Source organism: Pseudarcicella hirudinis (assembly GCF_900115665.1).
In the GTDB taxonomy this organism is placed as follows: Bacteria; Bacteroidota; Bacteroidia; order Cytophagales; family Spirosomataceae; genus Pseudarcicella; species Pseudarcicella hirudinis.
The window spans coordinates 61,188-76,965 of sequence record NZ_FOXH01000022.1 but is presented as its reverse complement, the minus strand read 5'-3'; the positions used below and the strand labels follow the sequence as shown (position 1 = coordinate 76,965).

The 15,778-nt window shown below is 39.9% G+C and carries 12 protein-coding genes; 9 read left to right on the top strand and 3 right to left on the bottom strand.

Annotated features, from left to right (window positions below; genetic code table 11):
* Positions 1-6 precede the first annotated feature (6 nt).
* The 6 genes from BM179_RS24325 (at position 7) to BM179_RS24300 (ending at position 9,732) form a co-directional block, all read left to right on the top strand.
* Positions 7-1,014, top strand: coding sequence for a GntR family transcriptional regulator (locus BM179_RS24325; protein ID WP_177219506.1), 1,008 nt, complete (start codon positions 7-9; stop codon positions 1,012-1,014).
* 76 nt (positions 1,015-1,090) lie between these two features.
* Entirely contained in the window at positions 1,091-2,575 is a 1,485-nt protein-coding gene (locus tag BM179_RS24320; RefSeq protein ID WP_092019757.1) for a DUF1501 domain-containing protein, read from the top strand.
* 52 nt (positions 2,576-2,627) lie between these two features.
* On the top strand, positions 2,628-5,417 hold the full coding sequence (locus tag BM179_RS24315) for a DUF1553 domain-containing protein (RefSeq protein WP_092019756.1): 2,790 nt from the start codon (positions 2,628-2,630) through the stop codon (positions 5,415-5,417).
* Between the two features lie 58 nt (positions 5,418-5,475).
* Positions 5,476-6,549, top strand: a complete 1,074-nt coding sequence (locus tag BM179_RS24310; protein WP_092019755.1) for a twin-arginine translocation signal domain-containing protein — start codon at positions 5,476-5,478, stop codon at positions 6,547-6,549.
* 129 nt (positions 6,550-6,678) lie between these two features.
* Positions 6,679-8,163, top strand: a complete 1,485-nt coding sequence (locus tag BM179_RS24305) for a c-type cytochrome domain-containing protein (RefSeq protein WP_092019754.1) — start codon at positions 6,679-6,681, stop codon at positions 8,161-8,163.
* A 285-nt stretch (positions 8,164-8,448) separates the two neighbouring features.
* On the top strand, positions 8,449-9,732 hold the full coding sequence (locus BM179_RS24300) for a DUF2851 family protein (protein ID WP_092019753.1): 1,284 nt from the start codon (positions 8,449-8,451) through the stop codon (positions 9,730-9,732).
* 1 nt (position 9,733) lies between these two features.
* Here BM179_RS24300 and BM179_RS24295 read toward each other — a convergent pair whose 3' ends face one another.
* Together BM179_RS24295 and BM179_RS24290 are read right to left on the bottom strand one after the other, a co-directional pair.
* Positions 9,734-11,206: a glycosyltransferase family protein gene (locus tag BM179_RS24295; protein WP_092019752.1), complete on the bottom strand. Its 1,473-nt coding sequence runs from the start codon at positions 11,204-11,206 to the stop codon at positions 9,734-9,736.
* Between the two features lie 55 nt (positions 11,207-11,261).
* Entirely contained in the window at positions 11,262-11,828 is a 567-nt protein-coding gene (locus tag BM179_RS24290) for a hypothetical protein (protein WP_092019751.1), read from the bottom strand.
* Positions 11,829-11,984: 156 nt separating this feature from the next.
* On the opposite strand from BM179_RS24290, the gene BM179_RS24285 reads away from it, so the two are divergent.
* The 3 genes from BM179_RS24285 to frr all read left to right on the top strand — a co-directional run bounded on the left by BM179_RS24285 (position 11,985) and on the right by frr (position 14,368).
* Positions 11,985-12,692 (top strand): fatty acid desaturase, encoded by a 708-nt coding sequence (locus BM179_RS24285; protein ID WP_092019750.1) that lies wholly within the window; start codon positions 11,985-11,987, stop codon positions 12,690-12,692.
* A 315-nt stretch (positions 12,693-13,007) separates the two neighbouring features.
* Positions 13,008-13,718 (top strand): UMP kinase, encoded by a 711-nt coding sequence (gene pyrH / locus BM179_RS24280; RefSeq protein ID WP_092019749.1) that lies wholly within the window; start codon positions 13,008-13,010, stop codon positions 13,716-13,718.
* Positions 13,719-13,807: 89 nt separating this feature from the next.
* Entirely contained in the window at positions 13,808-14,368 is a 561-nt protein-coding gene (frr, locus tag BM179_RS24275; protein ID WP_092019748.1) for a ribosome recycling factor, read from the top strand.
* A gap of 158 nt (positions 14,369-14,526) precedes the next feature.
* On the opposite strand, the gene BM179_RS24270 is transcribed toward frr, so the two are convergent.
* Positions 14,527-15,474, bottom strand: a complete 948-nt coding sequence (locus BM179_RS24270; protein ID WP_092019747.1) for a patatin-like phospholipase family protein — start codon at positions 15,472-15,474, stop codon at positions 14,527-14,529.
* Positions 15,475-15,778 lie beyond the last annotated feature (304 nt).

Sequence of the window (15,778 nt, the reverse complement as noted above, 5' to 3'; positions counted from 1 at the left end):
AGATTTATGCTAGATTTTTTAGAAATAGATGCCACACAGAAGGAACCGATTTACCGGCAGATTATGAGTTCGGTAAGTTCTGCAATTGAAGATAAGCAGATCGGGTTGGGAGATCAGCTGCCTTCTGTCAATGAAATTGCGAACAAATTCTCCCTTTCCAGGGATTCGGTTTTCAAGGCTTTTAATGAATTAAGGGCAAATGGAATACTTGAATCCGTTCCGGGGAAAGGCTATTATGTATCAAGCGTTAATACTTCAACAAAGCATAAGGTGTTTTTGCTGTTTAACGAAATGAACGCCTTTAAGGAGGAAATGTATTATCAGTTCATGGATGGCCTCGGAGAATCGGGAAGCGTGGATATTTATTATCACCACTCCAATTTGAAGGTTTTTGAAACATTGATTAAGGAAAACGCAGGAAGTTATACAGAATATGTGGTCATGCCGATTATTACAGAAAGAGCAAGGGCTTTACTTAATTACCTGCCACGCCGGAAAACATATATCATTGATATCGGACTGGAGATGTTCTCCGGAGAATATCCTTTTCTGGGACAGGATTTTGAAAATGATCTTTACAGGTCATTGCATGAGGGTTGGGACCTGATTCAGAAATATGAAAGAATTGAACTGATTATCGCTGAGGAATATCAGTTTATTACAGGCATCTGGAACGGACTGAAAAAGTTTGCAGAGGAGAAAGAAATAAGCATTTGCCTGAAAAGTAGTCTGGGAAATAATTTTCTTGAAAAGAAAACCCTTTATCTGCTCGCCGATGATAAATGTCTGGTTGATATTGTAGAGCGGGCTGAAGCACAAAAACTGGTTCTGGGAGAAGAAATCGGCATATTGTCATATAATGAAACTCCTTTTAAAAGAGTGATTTCAGGTGGTATTTCTACGGTTTCCACAGATTTTGGTCTGATGGGCAAGACATTGGCGGAAATGATTATAGAGCGGAAATATGAGAAAATTATTAATCCTTTCAAATTAATCAGAAGGAAATCGCTTTAAGAAAATCATTCAATAATCTAAACAGATACAAACGTTTCAGTATATAAAGAAGCTACTCAAACCCCCGATAACAAGTATGAAAATTTACGAGGAAGCACAAACTACCGCATTGAACTTTGAAACCCGCAGGCATTTTCTCAAACAATGCACTACCGGTTTAGGAATGATGGCAATGGGTTCATTTTTACAGAGTTGTAATTTTTTGGGTGGTAATACCAGTGACCCGCTTGCTAATACAGGGAATCCTTTAGCTCCTAAGCTTCCTCAGTTTGCAGCCAAAGCTAAATCTGTGATTTATATCCATATGGCGGGAGCTCCTTCTCAGTTAGAACTTTTTGATTATAAGCCTGAACTGGAAAAGCTGCACGGACAGCTTTGTCCTCAATCTTTACTGGAAGGTAAAAAGTTTGCCTTTATCAGAGGTGTACCTAAAATGCTTGGTACAAGAGCGAAATTCTCTCAGCACGGACAATCAGGGGCATGGATTTCAGATATGGTTCCTTACTTGCAGACAGTGGCAGACGAGGTTTCATTTCTCAAAGCAATGTACACCGATCAGTTTAACCATGCACCTGCCCAATTACTGATGCACACAGGTTCTGCCCGTTTGGGAAGACCAAGTATCGGTTCCTGGGTAACTTATGGGTTGGGTTCTGAAAATGCTAATTTGCCGGGTTATGTAGTGCTGGCCTCCGGCGGGAAAAACCCGGATGCCGGAAAATCAGCCTGGGGCAGTGGTTTTCTTCCTTCGGTTTATCAGGGAGTACAATGCCGTTCCAAAGGAGATCCGGTTTTGTACATTTCCAATCCGGATGGTGTAAGCGGCGACTTGAGAAAGCAATCAATTGAAGCGATAAATGCCATTAACCAAAAAGAATATGAAGAGTTTAAAGATCCTGAAACCTTAGCCCGTATTTCACAATATGAGATGGCTTTCAGAATGCAGACTTCTGTTCCTGAGGTAATGGATATTAAGAATGAACCCGAATACATTCATAAAATGTATGGAACCAAACCGGGAGAAGAGTCTTTTGCCAACAATTGTCTGCTGGCCCGTAAGCTGGTAGAACAGGGGGTTCGGTTTGTACAGCTTTTCGACTGGGGCTGGGATACACATGGTACCGGGAAGCATGAATCCGTTGATATCGGATTGAAAGAGAAATGTATGGAAAGCGATCAGCCGGTAACAGCTTTATTGATGGATTTGAAGCAAAGAGGTTTATTGGATGAAACATTAGTGGTATGGGGAGGAGAGTTCGGCAGAACGCCTATGCAGGAAAACAGAGGTGGTTTGACTCAGGCATTTTATGGAAGAGACCATCATACTGAAGCTTTCTCAGTCTGGATGGTAGGCGGAGGTGTTAAAAAAGGCTATTCTCACGGAGAAACTGATGAAATCGGCTATTCGGGTATTAAAGGAAGAACTTCTGTGTTTGATTTACAGGCTACTATTATGCAATGTCTGGGTTTTGATCATGAGAAATTTACCTACCAGTTTCAGGGCCGCCCGTTCCGTTTAACAGATGTACATGGCTCAGTGATCAAAGAGATTCTGGCTTAGGCACATTGGGCATTTGGTTGAAATGTACAGCTTTTCAAATTATTAAAAACAAATGAATATCTCTAAGATACTTTATATAACTGCGGGAATCGGGGCTTTGGCAGTCGGGTATTTCGCCCTGTCAGGGAACAGTGATGAAATAGATTACAGTACTCAGGTTAAACCGATATTAAATAAAAACTGTATAGCCTGTCATGGCGGAGTGAAAAAACAGGGCGGTTTTAGTGTGCTTTTCAGAGAAGAAGCTTTAGGGAAAACCAAATCCGGAAAACCTGCAATCATTCCGGGAGATCCGGAACACTCTGATTTTATTGCCCGCCTTTCTCATAGTGATCCTGAGGAAAGAATGCCTTATAAAACAGCGCCTTTAAAGAAGGAAGAAATTGAAATACTGACAAAATGGGTAAAGCAGGGAGCGAAATGGGGAGAACATTGGGCATTTACCAGGCCTAAAGAAATCGAAGTGCCGAATAAAGGTATGTTTGCCGGATTCTTTTCATGGTTTGGAGGAAAGAAATGGGAAAAGAATGACATTGACTATTTTGTTTCGGATAAACTCGAAAAAGAAGGATTGAAGCATGCTGATCAGGCTGAAAAAGGAGTGTTGTTAAGAAGAGTCAGTCTCGATTTGATCGGTCTTCCTCCGACGGAAAAGCAATTAAATGACTTTCTCGCTGACAATTCAGATGATGCATATGAAAAAGCAGTAGATCAATTACTGCAATCACCTCAGTTTGGAGAACGCTGGGCAGGATTATGGCTTGACATGGCCCGCTACTCTGATTCCAAAGGTTATGAAAAAGATGAAGGCCGGAGTATCTGGAAATACAGAGATTATGTGATTAAGGCTTTTAACGATAATATGCCTTATAATCAGTTTCTGACTGAACAGCTAGCCGGGGATTTATTGCCAAATCCTACAAAAAGTCAATATATCGCAACTGCCTTCCACCGGAATACCATGAATAATGATGAAGGGGGAACAGATGATGAGGAGTTCAGAACGGCGGCACTTCTCGACAGAGTCAATACTACCTGGGAGATGTTTCAGGGAACAACTTTTGCCTGTGTACAATGTCATTCTCACCCGTACGATCCCATTCGTCATGATGAATACTATAAATATCTTGCCTTTTTCAACAATACCCGTGATGAAGATGTACCGGATGATTCTCCTTTTCTGAGAGAATTTAAATCCGAAGACAGCACAAAACTGGTTGCTTTAAAAACATGGCTTAAAACCAATGTTTCAGATAAGGCTTCGGCAGAATATGAGCAGAAAGTAAGATTTTTAGAACCGAAAATTCATCCGCACTGGGGAGATCAGTTTGTAAATGGTTTCCTGGCTGATAATAAATACCTGTCGGTAAGAAATGGTGGTACAGTAAGGTTTAAACAAATGCCGGTAGAAGGTAAAACCCGTTTAATGGTTGCTTACGGCAATAAAACCGGAGCACCAACCCGAATGGAGGTACATTTAGGATCCCCTGACGGGAAACAACTGATGGCCATCAGACTTGATACAACAGGTAAAGGTGGCTGGACAAATTCATGGGATTATAAAGTGTTTGATCTTCCGAAACTTTCCGGAAAACAGGACTGGTTTCTGAAATTTACAAATCCTAAGGTAAAACCTGAAGAATCAACCTGTGTGATTGGGTATTTTATTCTACTGGATGACTTTCCCGGAAAAGGGAAAGCCGGTTATGAAACCGGGCAGCAGATGTTTATGGATCTGGTGAGAACGGATCCGGCAATTACTACTCCTGTAATGTTTGAAAACCCGGCGGATTTTACAAGAAAAACACAGGTTTTTGACAGAGGAAGCTGGTTAACAAAAGGAAAAGAAGTTCAGCCGGATGTACCGAAAATATTCGGAGGACTACCCGGAAATCTGCCAAAGAACAGATTAGGACTGGCTAAATGGCTTGGAAGTAAGGAAAACCCTCTTACGGCGAGAGTTGCTGTGAATCGTTTCTGGGAACAGATATTCGGGGTGGGACTTGTGGAGACACTGGAAGATTTCGGAACGCAGGGATTTACGCCTTCCAATCCTGAATTACTGGATTTTCTTGCAACCAGATTTATGAATGAATATAATTGGCAGCCTAAAGAACTGCTGAAAGAGATTGTAATGTCTGCTACTTATCAGCAGGACTCAAAAGCAAATGCCGCTTTGCTTGAAAAAGATCCGATGAATCGTTTTTTAGCCAGAGGACCGCGGGTACGTCTGAATGCGGAACAGATCCGTGATCAGGCATTATTGGTGAGTGGTTTACTTAGCTATAAAATGTATGGTAAAAGTGTAATGCCATATCAGCCTGACGGAATCTGGAATTCACCTTACAGCGGCATGTCGTGGAGGTTGAGCGACGGAGAAGACCAGTGGAGAAGAGCGGTGTACACGTATTGGAGGAGAAGCGGGCCGTATCCTTCACTGATGACCTTCGACGGAGGAAGCCGTGAGGTTTGTCTGGCGAGAAGAATCCGTACCAATACACCTTTGCAGGCTCTTACTACAATGAATGATCCTGTTTATGTAGAATGTTCCAAATTTCTGGCAAAAAGAATGTTGCAGGAAAACGGAGATACAGAGGCTCAGATAAGAAAAGGGTACAGATTAGCTTTAAGCCGTGATATTACCCCTCAAAAACTGGAAGTTTTGCTGAGTTTTTACCAAAATACTTATAAAACCTATCAGCAAAAACCAAAAGAGGCTGATAAATTACTTGGCATTTGTAAGGATGATGCGATCAAACCAAAGAATATTCCTTCTACCGCAGCAATGACAATGGTAGCAAGTGCAATTCTGAATCTTGATGAATTCATTACCAAACAATAAAATTGTTTATTAAAATACAGAATCCGATTATTTCAAAAGACAACAACCGTACAAAAACATGAATGAACATCTCAACCGTAGAAATTTCTTAAAAACCAGTGGCGCTGCTGCAGGTGTAAGCCTTTTGTCAAATTCTGTATCCGGAAAAATTATCGCTCCCAAAGCCGGAGAGGTAATCGTCGGGCATAATTCTCATAAATATAAAGTGGTTCCGAACTGGGGAATTCTGGATGCAGGCAAAAATCCGGTGAATGATTGTCATGAAATGGTTGAAGATGCGAAAGGCAGATTGTTTTTGCTCACCAATGAAACTAAAAATAATGTGCTGATTTATGATAAGTCAGGGAAACTCCTCGATTCATGGGGAACAACCTACCCGGGAGCACACGGCCTGACATTGGTAAATGAAGGAGGGGAGCAATTCTTACTGATTTGTGATAATAACCGTCATCAGGTGATTAAAACAGACTTAAAAGGGAAGGAAATCTTCAAAATTGAGTATCCTAAAGAAACAGGGGTATATGAGTCTCCAAATCGTTTTGTACCTACTGAAACCGCTGTTAACCCTGCCAACGGAGATATATATGTAGCGGATGGCTATGGTTCCCAATATATCACACAATATGATTCAAAAGGTAAATATATCAGACATTTTGGCGGATATTCAGAGGCTTATGCTGATGACAAATTCGACTGCTGCCATGGTGTGCTTGTTGATACCAGAGACAAAAAGAATCCGACTTTGCTGGTTACAGATCGTCGTCATAACTGTTTGAAGAGATTTACCCTGGATGGTAAATTTTTAGCGGTTTACCATTTGCCTGGCTCATATATCTGTCGTCCTGTTCTTCATGGTGATTACATTTACGGGGCTGTTTTCAGAAGTACTGACGACTCATGGAACTGGTCCGGATATATTCAGGTGCTTGATAAAGACATGAAAGTAGTTTCCACACCAGGTGGTTCTGAACCGATCTATAAAGACGGAAAACTGCAACGCCAGTATAAAGAAGATCCAAACAAAGTATTCATGCATCCGCATGATGTTTATGTGGATTCTGATGAAAACGTATATGTTCCGCAGTGGGCTTCAAAGAAAACTTATCCTGTTAAATTAGAACGGATCGCATAGTTCCTCAGAGAGTCAAGACTTGTCATTTTAATCCTGATTTTCGGAAAACAAAAAGGCAGAAAGGTTTCATCATTGTTGCGGATTCTTCCGGAACAGTTCTGAAACCTTTGCCGGATAATTACATTGATTATGATTTTAGCAGAAGTAAATGCTCCTTCCGACTGGGTATTGTTTTTCGGACATTTTCACCCCCTGGTTGTGCATCTGCCCATCGGGATATTAGCAATAGCCTTTATTCTTGAGATACTTTCCAGACAACAGCGTTTAAAAAATATAGAACCAGCTATTGCTCCGATTCTGTTTTTCGGAACCATTTCAGCAGGAGTTTCATGCTTGTTCGGCTGGTTACTTTCGCAATCAGGAGAGTATGACTCTGAAACACTTTTCTGGCATCAATGGATGGGAATTGGTGTGGCGGTGGTATCTCTTGCAGCCTGGTATATGAAGAAAAACTGGTCTGCTGATCTTAAATTGAGCAAACTCTATATGCCTGCCGTTTATCTGATTATGATACTGATGACAGGGACAGGCCATTTGGGAGGAAATATGACTCATGGTTCTGACTATTTAACTGCTTTTACACCAGAACCTTTCCGAAGCCTGGCAGGTATTCCTCCCAGGAAAGAAGCAAATAGTACCGGGGAAGTTCGTAAAATAGAGAATATAGCGGAGGCAGTAGTTTACCGGGATCTGGTTGAGCCGGTAATGCAGCAAAAATGCTGGTCTTGTCATAACGAGGATAAGCAAAAGGGAAAACTCAGAATGGATACCCCTGAATTTCTGATGAAGGGCGGAGAAGATGGCAGTATTGTTACCCCGGGAAATGCAGCAGGTAGCGAGATGCTAAAAAGATTATTACTCGATGCCGGAGATGAACACCATATGCCTCCGAAGGGCAAAACGCCTTTAACTGAAGATGAGATTGCACTGGTACATTGGTGGATTCAAAGCGGAGCAGGATTTGATAAAAAAGTAGCACAGATGCCTAAAGAAGATAAAGTGAAAAGTTATCTGGCTTCTATTGGCTCAGGAGGAGGTAGCAGTACGAGCGGCCCGACTGAATCTGCTGTTTTTAAGGAAAAAGTTTCAGCCGCCTCTGAGCAGGAGATTAAAAAGCTGACAGACTTGAATGCACTGGTTATGCCGGTTGCTAAAGAACAGCATTTTTTGGAAGCTAATTTTATCAATGCTAAAGGTTTTGATGACTCAAAAGCACCGCTTTTAGGTGGTTTATCGGAGCAGCTGGTATGGCTTAAGTTGGGCAGAACTAATATTTCCGATAAAGCAATGGATGAAATTGCAAGACTGAAAAACCTTTCAAAGCTTCATTTAGAGCATACAGGCATTTCAGATGCCGGAATCGCTAAGTTGAAGGATATGAAATATCTGGAATATATTAACCTTTTTGATACCAGGGTTACGGATGCCGGAATTAAAGAACTGGCTAAATTGAAAAGTCTGAAGAAAGTATATGTCTGGCAGACCAAAGTTACCAGGTATGGAATAGAGATGCTGAAAAAGGCAATCCCGGGAGTAGAAGTTGACAGCGGCTGGGAAATGAAAGTTCCTGTTCCTGCGGATTCGGCTCAGAAAGAGTCTCTTGCCCGGAAATAAATTTAATTTTTTCGTTAAAATGACAATTTTTCCAAAAATTGTCATTTTTTTGTCTGAAAATATGGTTTTACACTTTGTCTTTGTGACAAAATACTGTTAGAAAAATGGAAAAAGAAAATGCTGTCAGGATATTTGGGCAGAAGCGGGTCCGCACTCATTGGGACAAAGAAAAAGAACTTTGGTATATTTCAATCATTGATATAATCAATCTGAAAACCAAAATATAAAGCATACCTTGAAATTTCTACGCTTCTTATCTTAATCAAATATAAAATTTCTACATCTATGAATGAATCGTTTCTGCACTTTATATGGCAGTTTCAGTATTTTACTAAAGATAAACTGCAAACTACAGCCGGTCAAAATTTACAAATCCTTCGTCCGGGCAGACTCAACAATGACTCCGGTGCTGATTTTCAGGATGCCCGTATTGTTATCGGGGAACTGGAATGGATCGGTAGTATTGAAATTCACCTGAAATCTTCAGACTGGTACCAGCATACCCATCAGAATAATCCGGCTTACGGGAATGTAATTCTTCATGTAGTCTGGGAGAATGATCAGAATATTACTTACAGTGACCGGACTTATATTCCGACCCTGGAATTACAAACGCTGACAGATAAAAACCTGCTTGTGAGATACGGGCAATTCCTTGGTTCGTCTCAGACCATACCTTGTCATACGCAATTTGCAGGAACGGAATCTATTTACAAGCTCTCCATGCTTGATAAAGCCATGTCTGTAAGGTTGAAGGAAAAGGCTGAATTTGTGAGTGATTTGTTTCAGAATTCGGGATATGACTGGGAAGAAACAACCTATAAGCTAATGGCCAAAAATTTTGGATTTCATATCAATGCTGAGTCTTTTTTTAAAATAGCAGAAAGATTACCATTAAGAATTCTGAAGAGGCATCGGGATAACCTGTTTCAACTTGAAGCGCTGCTGTTCGGAATGGCCGGATTTCTGGAAGAATCTCCCAAAGATGAATATCACTGTGCTTTGCAAAAGGAATATGACTTCCTGAAAATTAAATATGGATTAGCGGATAAACAGCTTTTATTGCATGAATGGAAGTTTCTAAGGCTTCGGCCTTCTAATTTTCCTACGGTACGACTGGCTCAGTTTGCCAGAATTATTCAGGAAAATATAAACCTTTTTTCTGTATTTCTGCATCTGGATTCCCTTGCTACTTTTAAGAAATTACTGAGAGTTGAGCAATCTTCATACTGGCAAAATCACTATGTTTTTGGAAATAATTCTAACCAAAAGGTTCCGGTAATTGGATTATCTTCAGTAGAAAATCTGTTAATTAATACAGTTGTTCCCTTAACAGCTTCTTATTCAATTCAAAAAAATGAACCCCGGTTTCTGACAAAATCTATCCGGCTTTTAGAAGAGCTGCCTGCTGAAAAGAATACTATTTCCGAGAGCTGGAAAGGGCTTGGACTTAATATACAAAATGCGTTTGATTCTCAGGCCGGAATCAAATGGTATAAAGATTTCTGTTCACAAAAGAAATGCCTGCAATGTGATGTCGGAATTCAGATTATGAAAAAGTCTAATTGATCTATTTATAAGAATTGGTATTTTCTGCATAAAAAGGAGTTTGTTCCAAAGCATACAGACAATTCATTTTATCCTCATATACTTTGATGTAGGATGCAATTCTATGAGGAGCAATTGGCGGCATCAGACAGGTGCTTTGGAGGAGACTCCGGTCTCCGACCATTTTCTTTTCAAAGATGACATACTCCACATGATCCGCCTTGGCTTTTGCAAAAAAGTCCTCCGGTGATCGTTTATCCTGATAATTCTTTTGATTCAATAGTTTGAAATAATGGGTGCCGTGGATACGGAAATGGTGAATCTGTTCATAGAAAAAGTCTAAAGGAGCTATGATTCTGACATTTTTTCGGGGCATCCATTTGGCAAGATTGGCATTTTTCTCGGCTAAAGTCGGATTACTGAAATCATCCTGAATAATCAGGAATATCCCGCGGATACCTATCAGAAAATAAACAATCAGGCAAACACGGGAAATAATAATTGAAGTTCTGTCAGAAATATCTGCTAAAATCTGAACAATAATCAGGATGAAAAACGGAGTGAACAACAGATAATAATAAGCAAAATTACTTTTCAGAATTATCCAGAAAATGATAATCAGACAGGCAGTGTATAAAAAAAGTGAAGAATATTTTGAAAAAAACGCCTGTTTCCAACTTCTCCATACCAGCAGAATGGTTGTAGCTGTCAGAATAATTTCGTCTTCGCTGAAGAAAAAAAGCTGATGATAATCTGCCATAATTTTCAATTTGTTACGCCATGAAAAGGCATCCGCAGTGGCAGGATCATTTCGGAATTGTGTAATTAAGGTCGGAATATCCTGATTCAGAAAAGCATCCAGGAAATAGAATCCGGAAACGATGGCTCCGGATATGGCAAAGAGCAGTAAACCTTTTTTTTCTTTTTGGAATAAAAGCAGGCAAAAACCGGCTCCCAGATAAATCAGGCCGTTCAGATGAGTAAGTACTGCAAGACCTGCTAAAATGCCGGAGGCAAGGAAGAGTCTTTTTTCGAGAAAATAATAAGAAAGAAAACCCAGTGTAACCAGCATCATTTCAGGCCGGTTAATAAAGGAATATTCTACAATTACTACATTTGAAAGCAGTAATATAAGTGCAAGTATGAAGCGAAACTTCCACCTGGGCTGTGATTGAAAATATAGGAAAAAAGCCAGAAGTAAAAGTCCGAGAAAGATAAGACTGATTGATTTTGAAGTATATAAAGACTCACCGAAAAGGGTCATGAGAAAAGCCCCGGTATAAACAAAAAGCTTGTGGAAAACATAGATCTGATTTTCCCAGCCCAATAAACCGCTGAAAAATTCGGAGCGTACTTTTCCGTCTTTAAGCAGCCAGTAAGACTGTTCTGCAAACCAGGCATCATCAAAATCCTCTGCTCTGTGATACAGGGTTAGAATCAGCAGAATAGGGAAAAAAATGGAGAGAAAGATTAAAAGAGGTTTAGGCAATGTCATTATTTTATAGTGTGTTGATTGTCGAATGTCTCTGTAGTTCAACGAGACAGGCACTTTATTCAATATATTCGATTTCAAATTTTTTGCGGATCTGAAGGTCTCTGGCATAATAGGAGGGCGCAAATTCATGAACTCTTTGTAGCAAAGTATTCATGATTTCTTCAAACTCAAATTGAATATCCGGATGAAGTTTTGTTAATTTATTCAGCACAAAATCTGTTCGTTTGGCTACATAAGAGGCAAGTTTATCAGTTTTGGAAGAATAGCGTTCAATCCATTTTAATTGTTTTTCAAAGCAATCGTTAAGAAGTCTGAGCGTAAGTTCAACTTCTCCGTATTTATCTTTCGTGATTTTTACATGATGGGTAATGAGGGCATTAACTGAGCGGATATCCATCATCAGATAGCCGGAACTGTAAACCGGAGTTTGATAGAGATGATCAATGGCTTTTCGGATTTCTTCTCTTCTTTCCTCAATGGTAGAGCTTTCTTCCAGCAATTCAAAACGCAGGCGCTCCAATAATACACGGTCTTTGGCAATCAGTCTTAAAAGTAATTTATCTTTTTCTTTAGAAGACATGGCCAGTATGACCGATTGAAGTTCTTTTTCTATTTTTGCCATACGATATTTTGCTACCTCCTTTAAAGTTTCGGGATAATAGCGAAATGATAAAATTAATTTTACGGAACTTACAGCTTAAATTCCAGCTACAAATGCAAATAAAAACAAAATTCGTGGTTTTAAGGTTTTAAATAGTGGAAAGTTTGACTATAAAAGATGTTATTAAAGGATTTTAAATATAAAGGTATTGTTATTGCCCTTTCCATTATTGTAAGCTGGGGAGGCTCTCTCATTTTTCTGCTCCACTATAAAATCACTTTTACGGATCCTTTGATATATATTTTTGTCTTATGGCAAATGCATTTATACACTGGGATTTTTATTACCGCACATGACTCTATTCATGGAGTAGTTGCTCCGCATAACCCTAAATTGAATTACTGGATAGGCTTTTTTTCAGCCACACTTTTTGCTTTTAACAATTACAAAAAACTTTCGGTCAAGCATCATTTACATCATAAACATGTAGTTTCAAAAGAAGACCCTGACTATTATGAAGGGAATTTTCTGAAATGGTGGCTTAAGTTTGCCATTGAATATGTTACCATTTGGCAGATCCTGCTTATGGCAGTAACTTATAACATTTTGAAACTGTATTTTCCAATGGAAAATCTCATACTTTTCTGGGAGATCCCTGCCATTCTGAGTACACTTCAACTATTTTATTTCGGGACGTACCTCCCTCACAGAGGAGAGCATGCTCAGGAAGATGTCCACAAGGCCAGAAGCCAGAAACTGAATCATTTTGTTGCATTTTTTTCATGTTATTTCTTCGGATATCATCATGAACACCATGCTTTTCCTTATTTGCCCTGGTGGCAGCTTGCCGAAGCCAGGGAACGGGAAGAGCACAGGATTCAATAAGTTCAGGTCTGAAAATAGATTTGTAAATCAGGAAGTTAACCAGGAATAGCCGGTAAAACTGCTTCTCAGACTTTATCAGGGAGTAATGACTGAAATATTCAGAATTAAAAATAGAGGATTGAAAATCAGAGAATTGTACATTTCCGGAAGATAAAACTCAAATCCTGTCTGCTGAAACTAACAAATTTTTATAACTTTGCGTCCGGAATTTTGAAAAACCTATTCCTGGGATTCTTTTCGGATTAGAAAGGTTTCAACTTAACATACCTTCTGAAAAAGAATCAGAGAGGAAAATATCACATACGACAACTCATCATGGACAAACCCAAGTACAAGCGTGTGCTTCTGAAATTATCCGGAGAAGCATTAAGTTCGGAAGGAGAAGTTATTGAGCCTGCAATTCTGGAGCAATATTCTCAGGAAATTAAAAAAATCAGAGATTTAGGTGTAGAAGTAGCCATTGTTATTGGCGGTGGTAATATCTTCAGAGGAGCAACGGCCTCCAAAGCTGGTATTGATCGTGTTCAGGGCGATTACATGGGTATGCTTGCCACTGTGATTAACGGAATGGCAGTTCAGGCTTCTTTAGAGAAACACGGAATGTACACCCGTCTGATGACTGCCATCAGAATTGAAGCGGTTTGTGAACCTATGATTCGACGCAGAGCGATCCGTCATCTTGAAAAAGGCAGAATTGTTATTTTTGGAGCCGGAACAGGAAACCCTTATTTTACTACCGATTCAGCGGCTTCTTTGAGAGCAATTGAAATTGAAGCTGATGTGGTATTAAAAGGAACCCGGGTGGATGGTGTTTATACTGCCGATCCTGAAAAATATCCTGATGCTACCCGTTATACCAACCTTTCTTTTCAGGAAGCGCTGGAAAAAGGGCTTAAAATCATGGATGCAACAGCTTTCACCCTTTGCCGTGAAAATAAACTCCCGATTATTGTATTCGACATGAACAAATCAGGCAATTTATCAAGTCTGGTTATGGGTGAAGATGTAGGAACCTTAATCAGTTAATAAATCTTAATTATTATAAGTAAACGGTTATAGCCGGACAGGTTGGAATATTCCACAGTTTACTATTTACTGATCACTGAAATAAGTTTATGGAAGAAATAGAATTTTATCTTGACGCAGCCAAAGAAACCATGGAAGGCGCTATTAAGCACCTTGTCATCGAACTTTCAAAGATTCGTGCCGGTAAAGCTTCCCCAAGTATGTTAGATGGTATCCAGGTTGATTACTATGGAATGCAGACTCCTATTACAGGAACTGCCTCTATTACAACACCTGATGTTCGCACAATTGCCATCAAACCTTTCGAAAAAAAGATGATTGCTGAAATCGAGAAGGCAATCCGGAACTCTAATATCGGCTTGTCTCCGATGAATGACGGAGAATTGATTCGTCTGAACATTCCGCCGCTTACAGAAGAGCGTCGCCGTGACCTTGTAAAACGTGTGAAACAGGAAATAGAAACTGCTAAAATCAACGTTAGAAACGTTCGTCAGGATGCCAATAACTCTATCAAGAAATTAAAGAATGACGGAGTTTCTGAGGACGATATTAAAGGCGGAGAAGAAAGAGTTCAGAAAATCACAGATTCATATATTTCCAAAGTGGAACAGATTTTCACAGATAAAGAAAAAGACATCATGTCCGTTTAGAGATCAGGACAGGGACTGACCTCAGGAGAAAGAAGACTTAAGACAATGGAACAGATATTCGGAAATAACTTTCTGATTATCGGATCTTTTGTCTTATGTCTTTTTACCGGGGTCTGTGTCTCAAAAAACATGGGACGGGCTTTGAAAAAGCTCAGATTTTACTTCTTCAGACCTGAGGCCAGTTCCAGTTTCCCTGTTTCATAGCCGATGTTAATCAGCCTTTCAATGTCGTAATGTGTGAAATTTTGAATATCCACCTGCAATGGCTGATGAGGACGGATGATTTTTAGTTTAATTCTTTTCCTTCCTTTCAAATAACCTTCCTGTGCTTCGGATCCGTCTTCAGGTAAACAGGCATTCATAAATTCAGCATAATCCAGATCGGCATTCAGGCATTCATTTACCGAAATATCCATTATCCTGTCAACCAGGGCCAATAGATTGCCATACGGGAAATTGCCTCCGTCAATGTCTCGGGTATGACAGGCAATACAAATAATTTCTTCAGCCCCGTCTTCAATGGCTTGCTTGATCGGCGCTACATCCCGCATACCTCCATCCAGAAATGCAGAATCCGGCTGTCCGCCGATATTTACAGTGGGCATAAGAATAGGAATGGCAGATGAAGCCATTACGTAATCAAGAAAATGTTCGTAGGTAGGATCTGCATAAACGATGCCACCCTGAATAATGTCTACCGCTCCGACTTTTAGCCCGATGGGACTAATTTTCAGGTTTCTTACAGATATTGTATCATTGAGAAGATCCCGGAGCGGAGTGGTGTCTAAGAGTCCCTGAAAGTTTCTTCGCAGGGCACTTAGTCCGAGGTCGTAGGTTCCCCGTCGCAAGGCTAGACAATCGGGAGTCTGGATACGGCTTTTCCAGAAATCGCAAAGGTCCTGAGCAGTCTGGATAAAATCAATGAATCCGTCATTTTCAAGAAATTGTTTTCCGAAATCATTCACCAGAAAAGAAGCATTCATACTTCCCGCAGAGACTCCGTAGATAGCGTCAGGACGAAAGCCTGATTCAAAAACAGATTTAATGACTCCTGTCTGGAATGCACCTTTTACAGAACCTCCGGCCAGTACTAAAATCTTACTCATGGTTAGAATTTAAAATTATCTATTAAGAAATCTGACATGCCGGATTTGATGAGAAGCAGAAGAAACAGACCGAAAAAGAGAAAAACTGTACAGATTTTTCAGGCGGTAACTCAGATCAATATTTTGTCAGTAATTAACTTTCCCGAATTCTCAGGAGTACCAAAGAAGTTAATTTGTATAAGAGTTGTTCAAATCAAATGCCCCGACATGAAACTATTTCATAGAAATAGGGTTATAAAATGTAGGTAATAATAAAGATTTTTCGGTAAAAAGCATAATAATTGTTATACTTGCCGGACGAAAT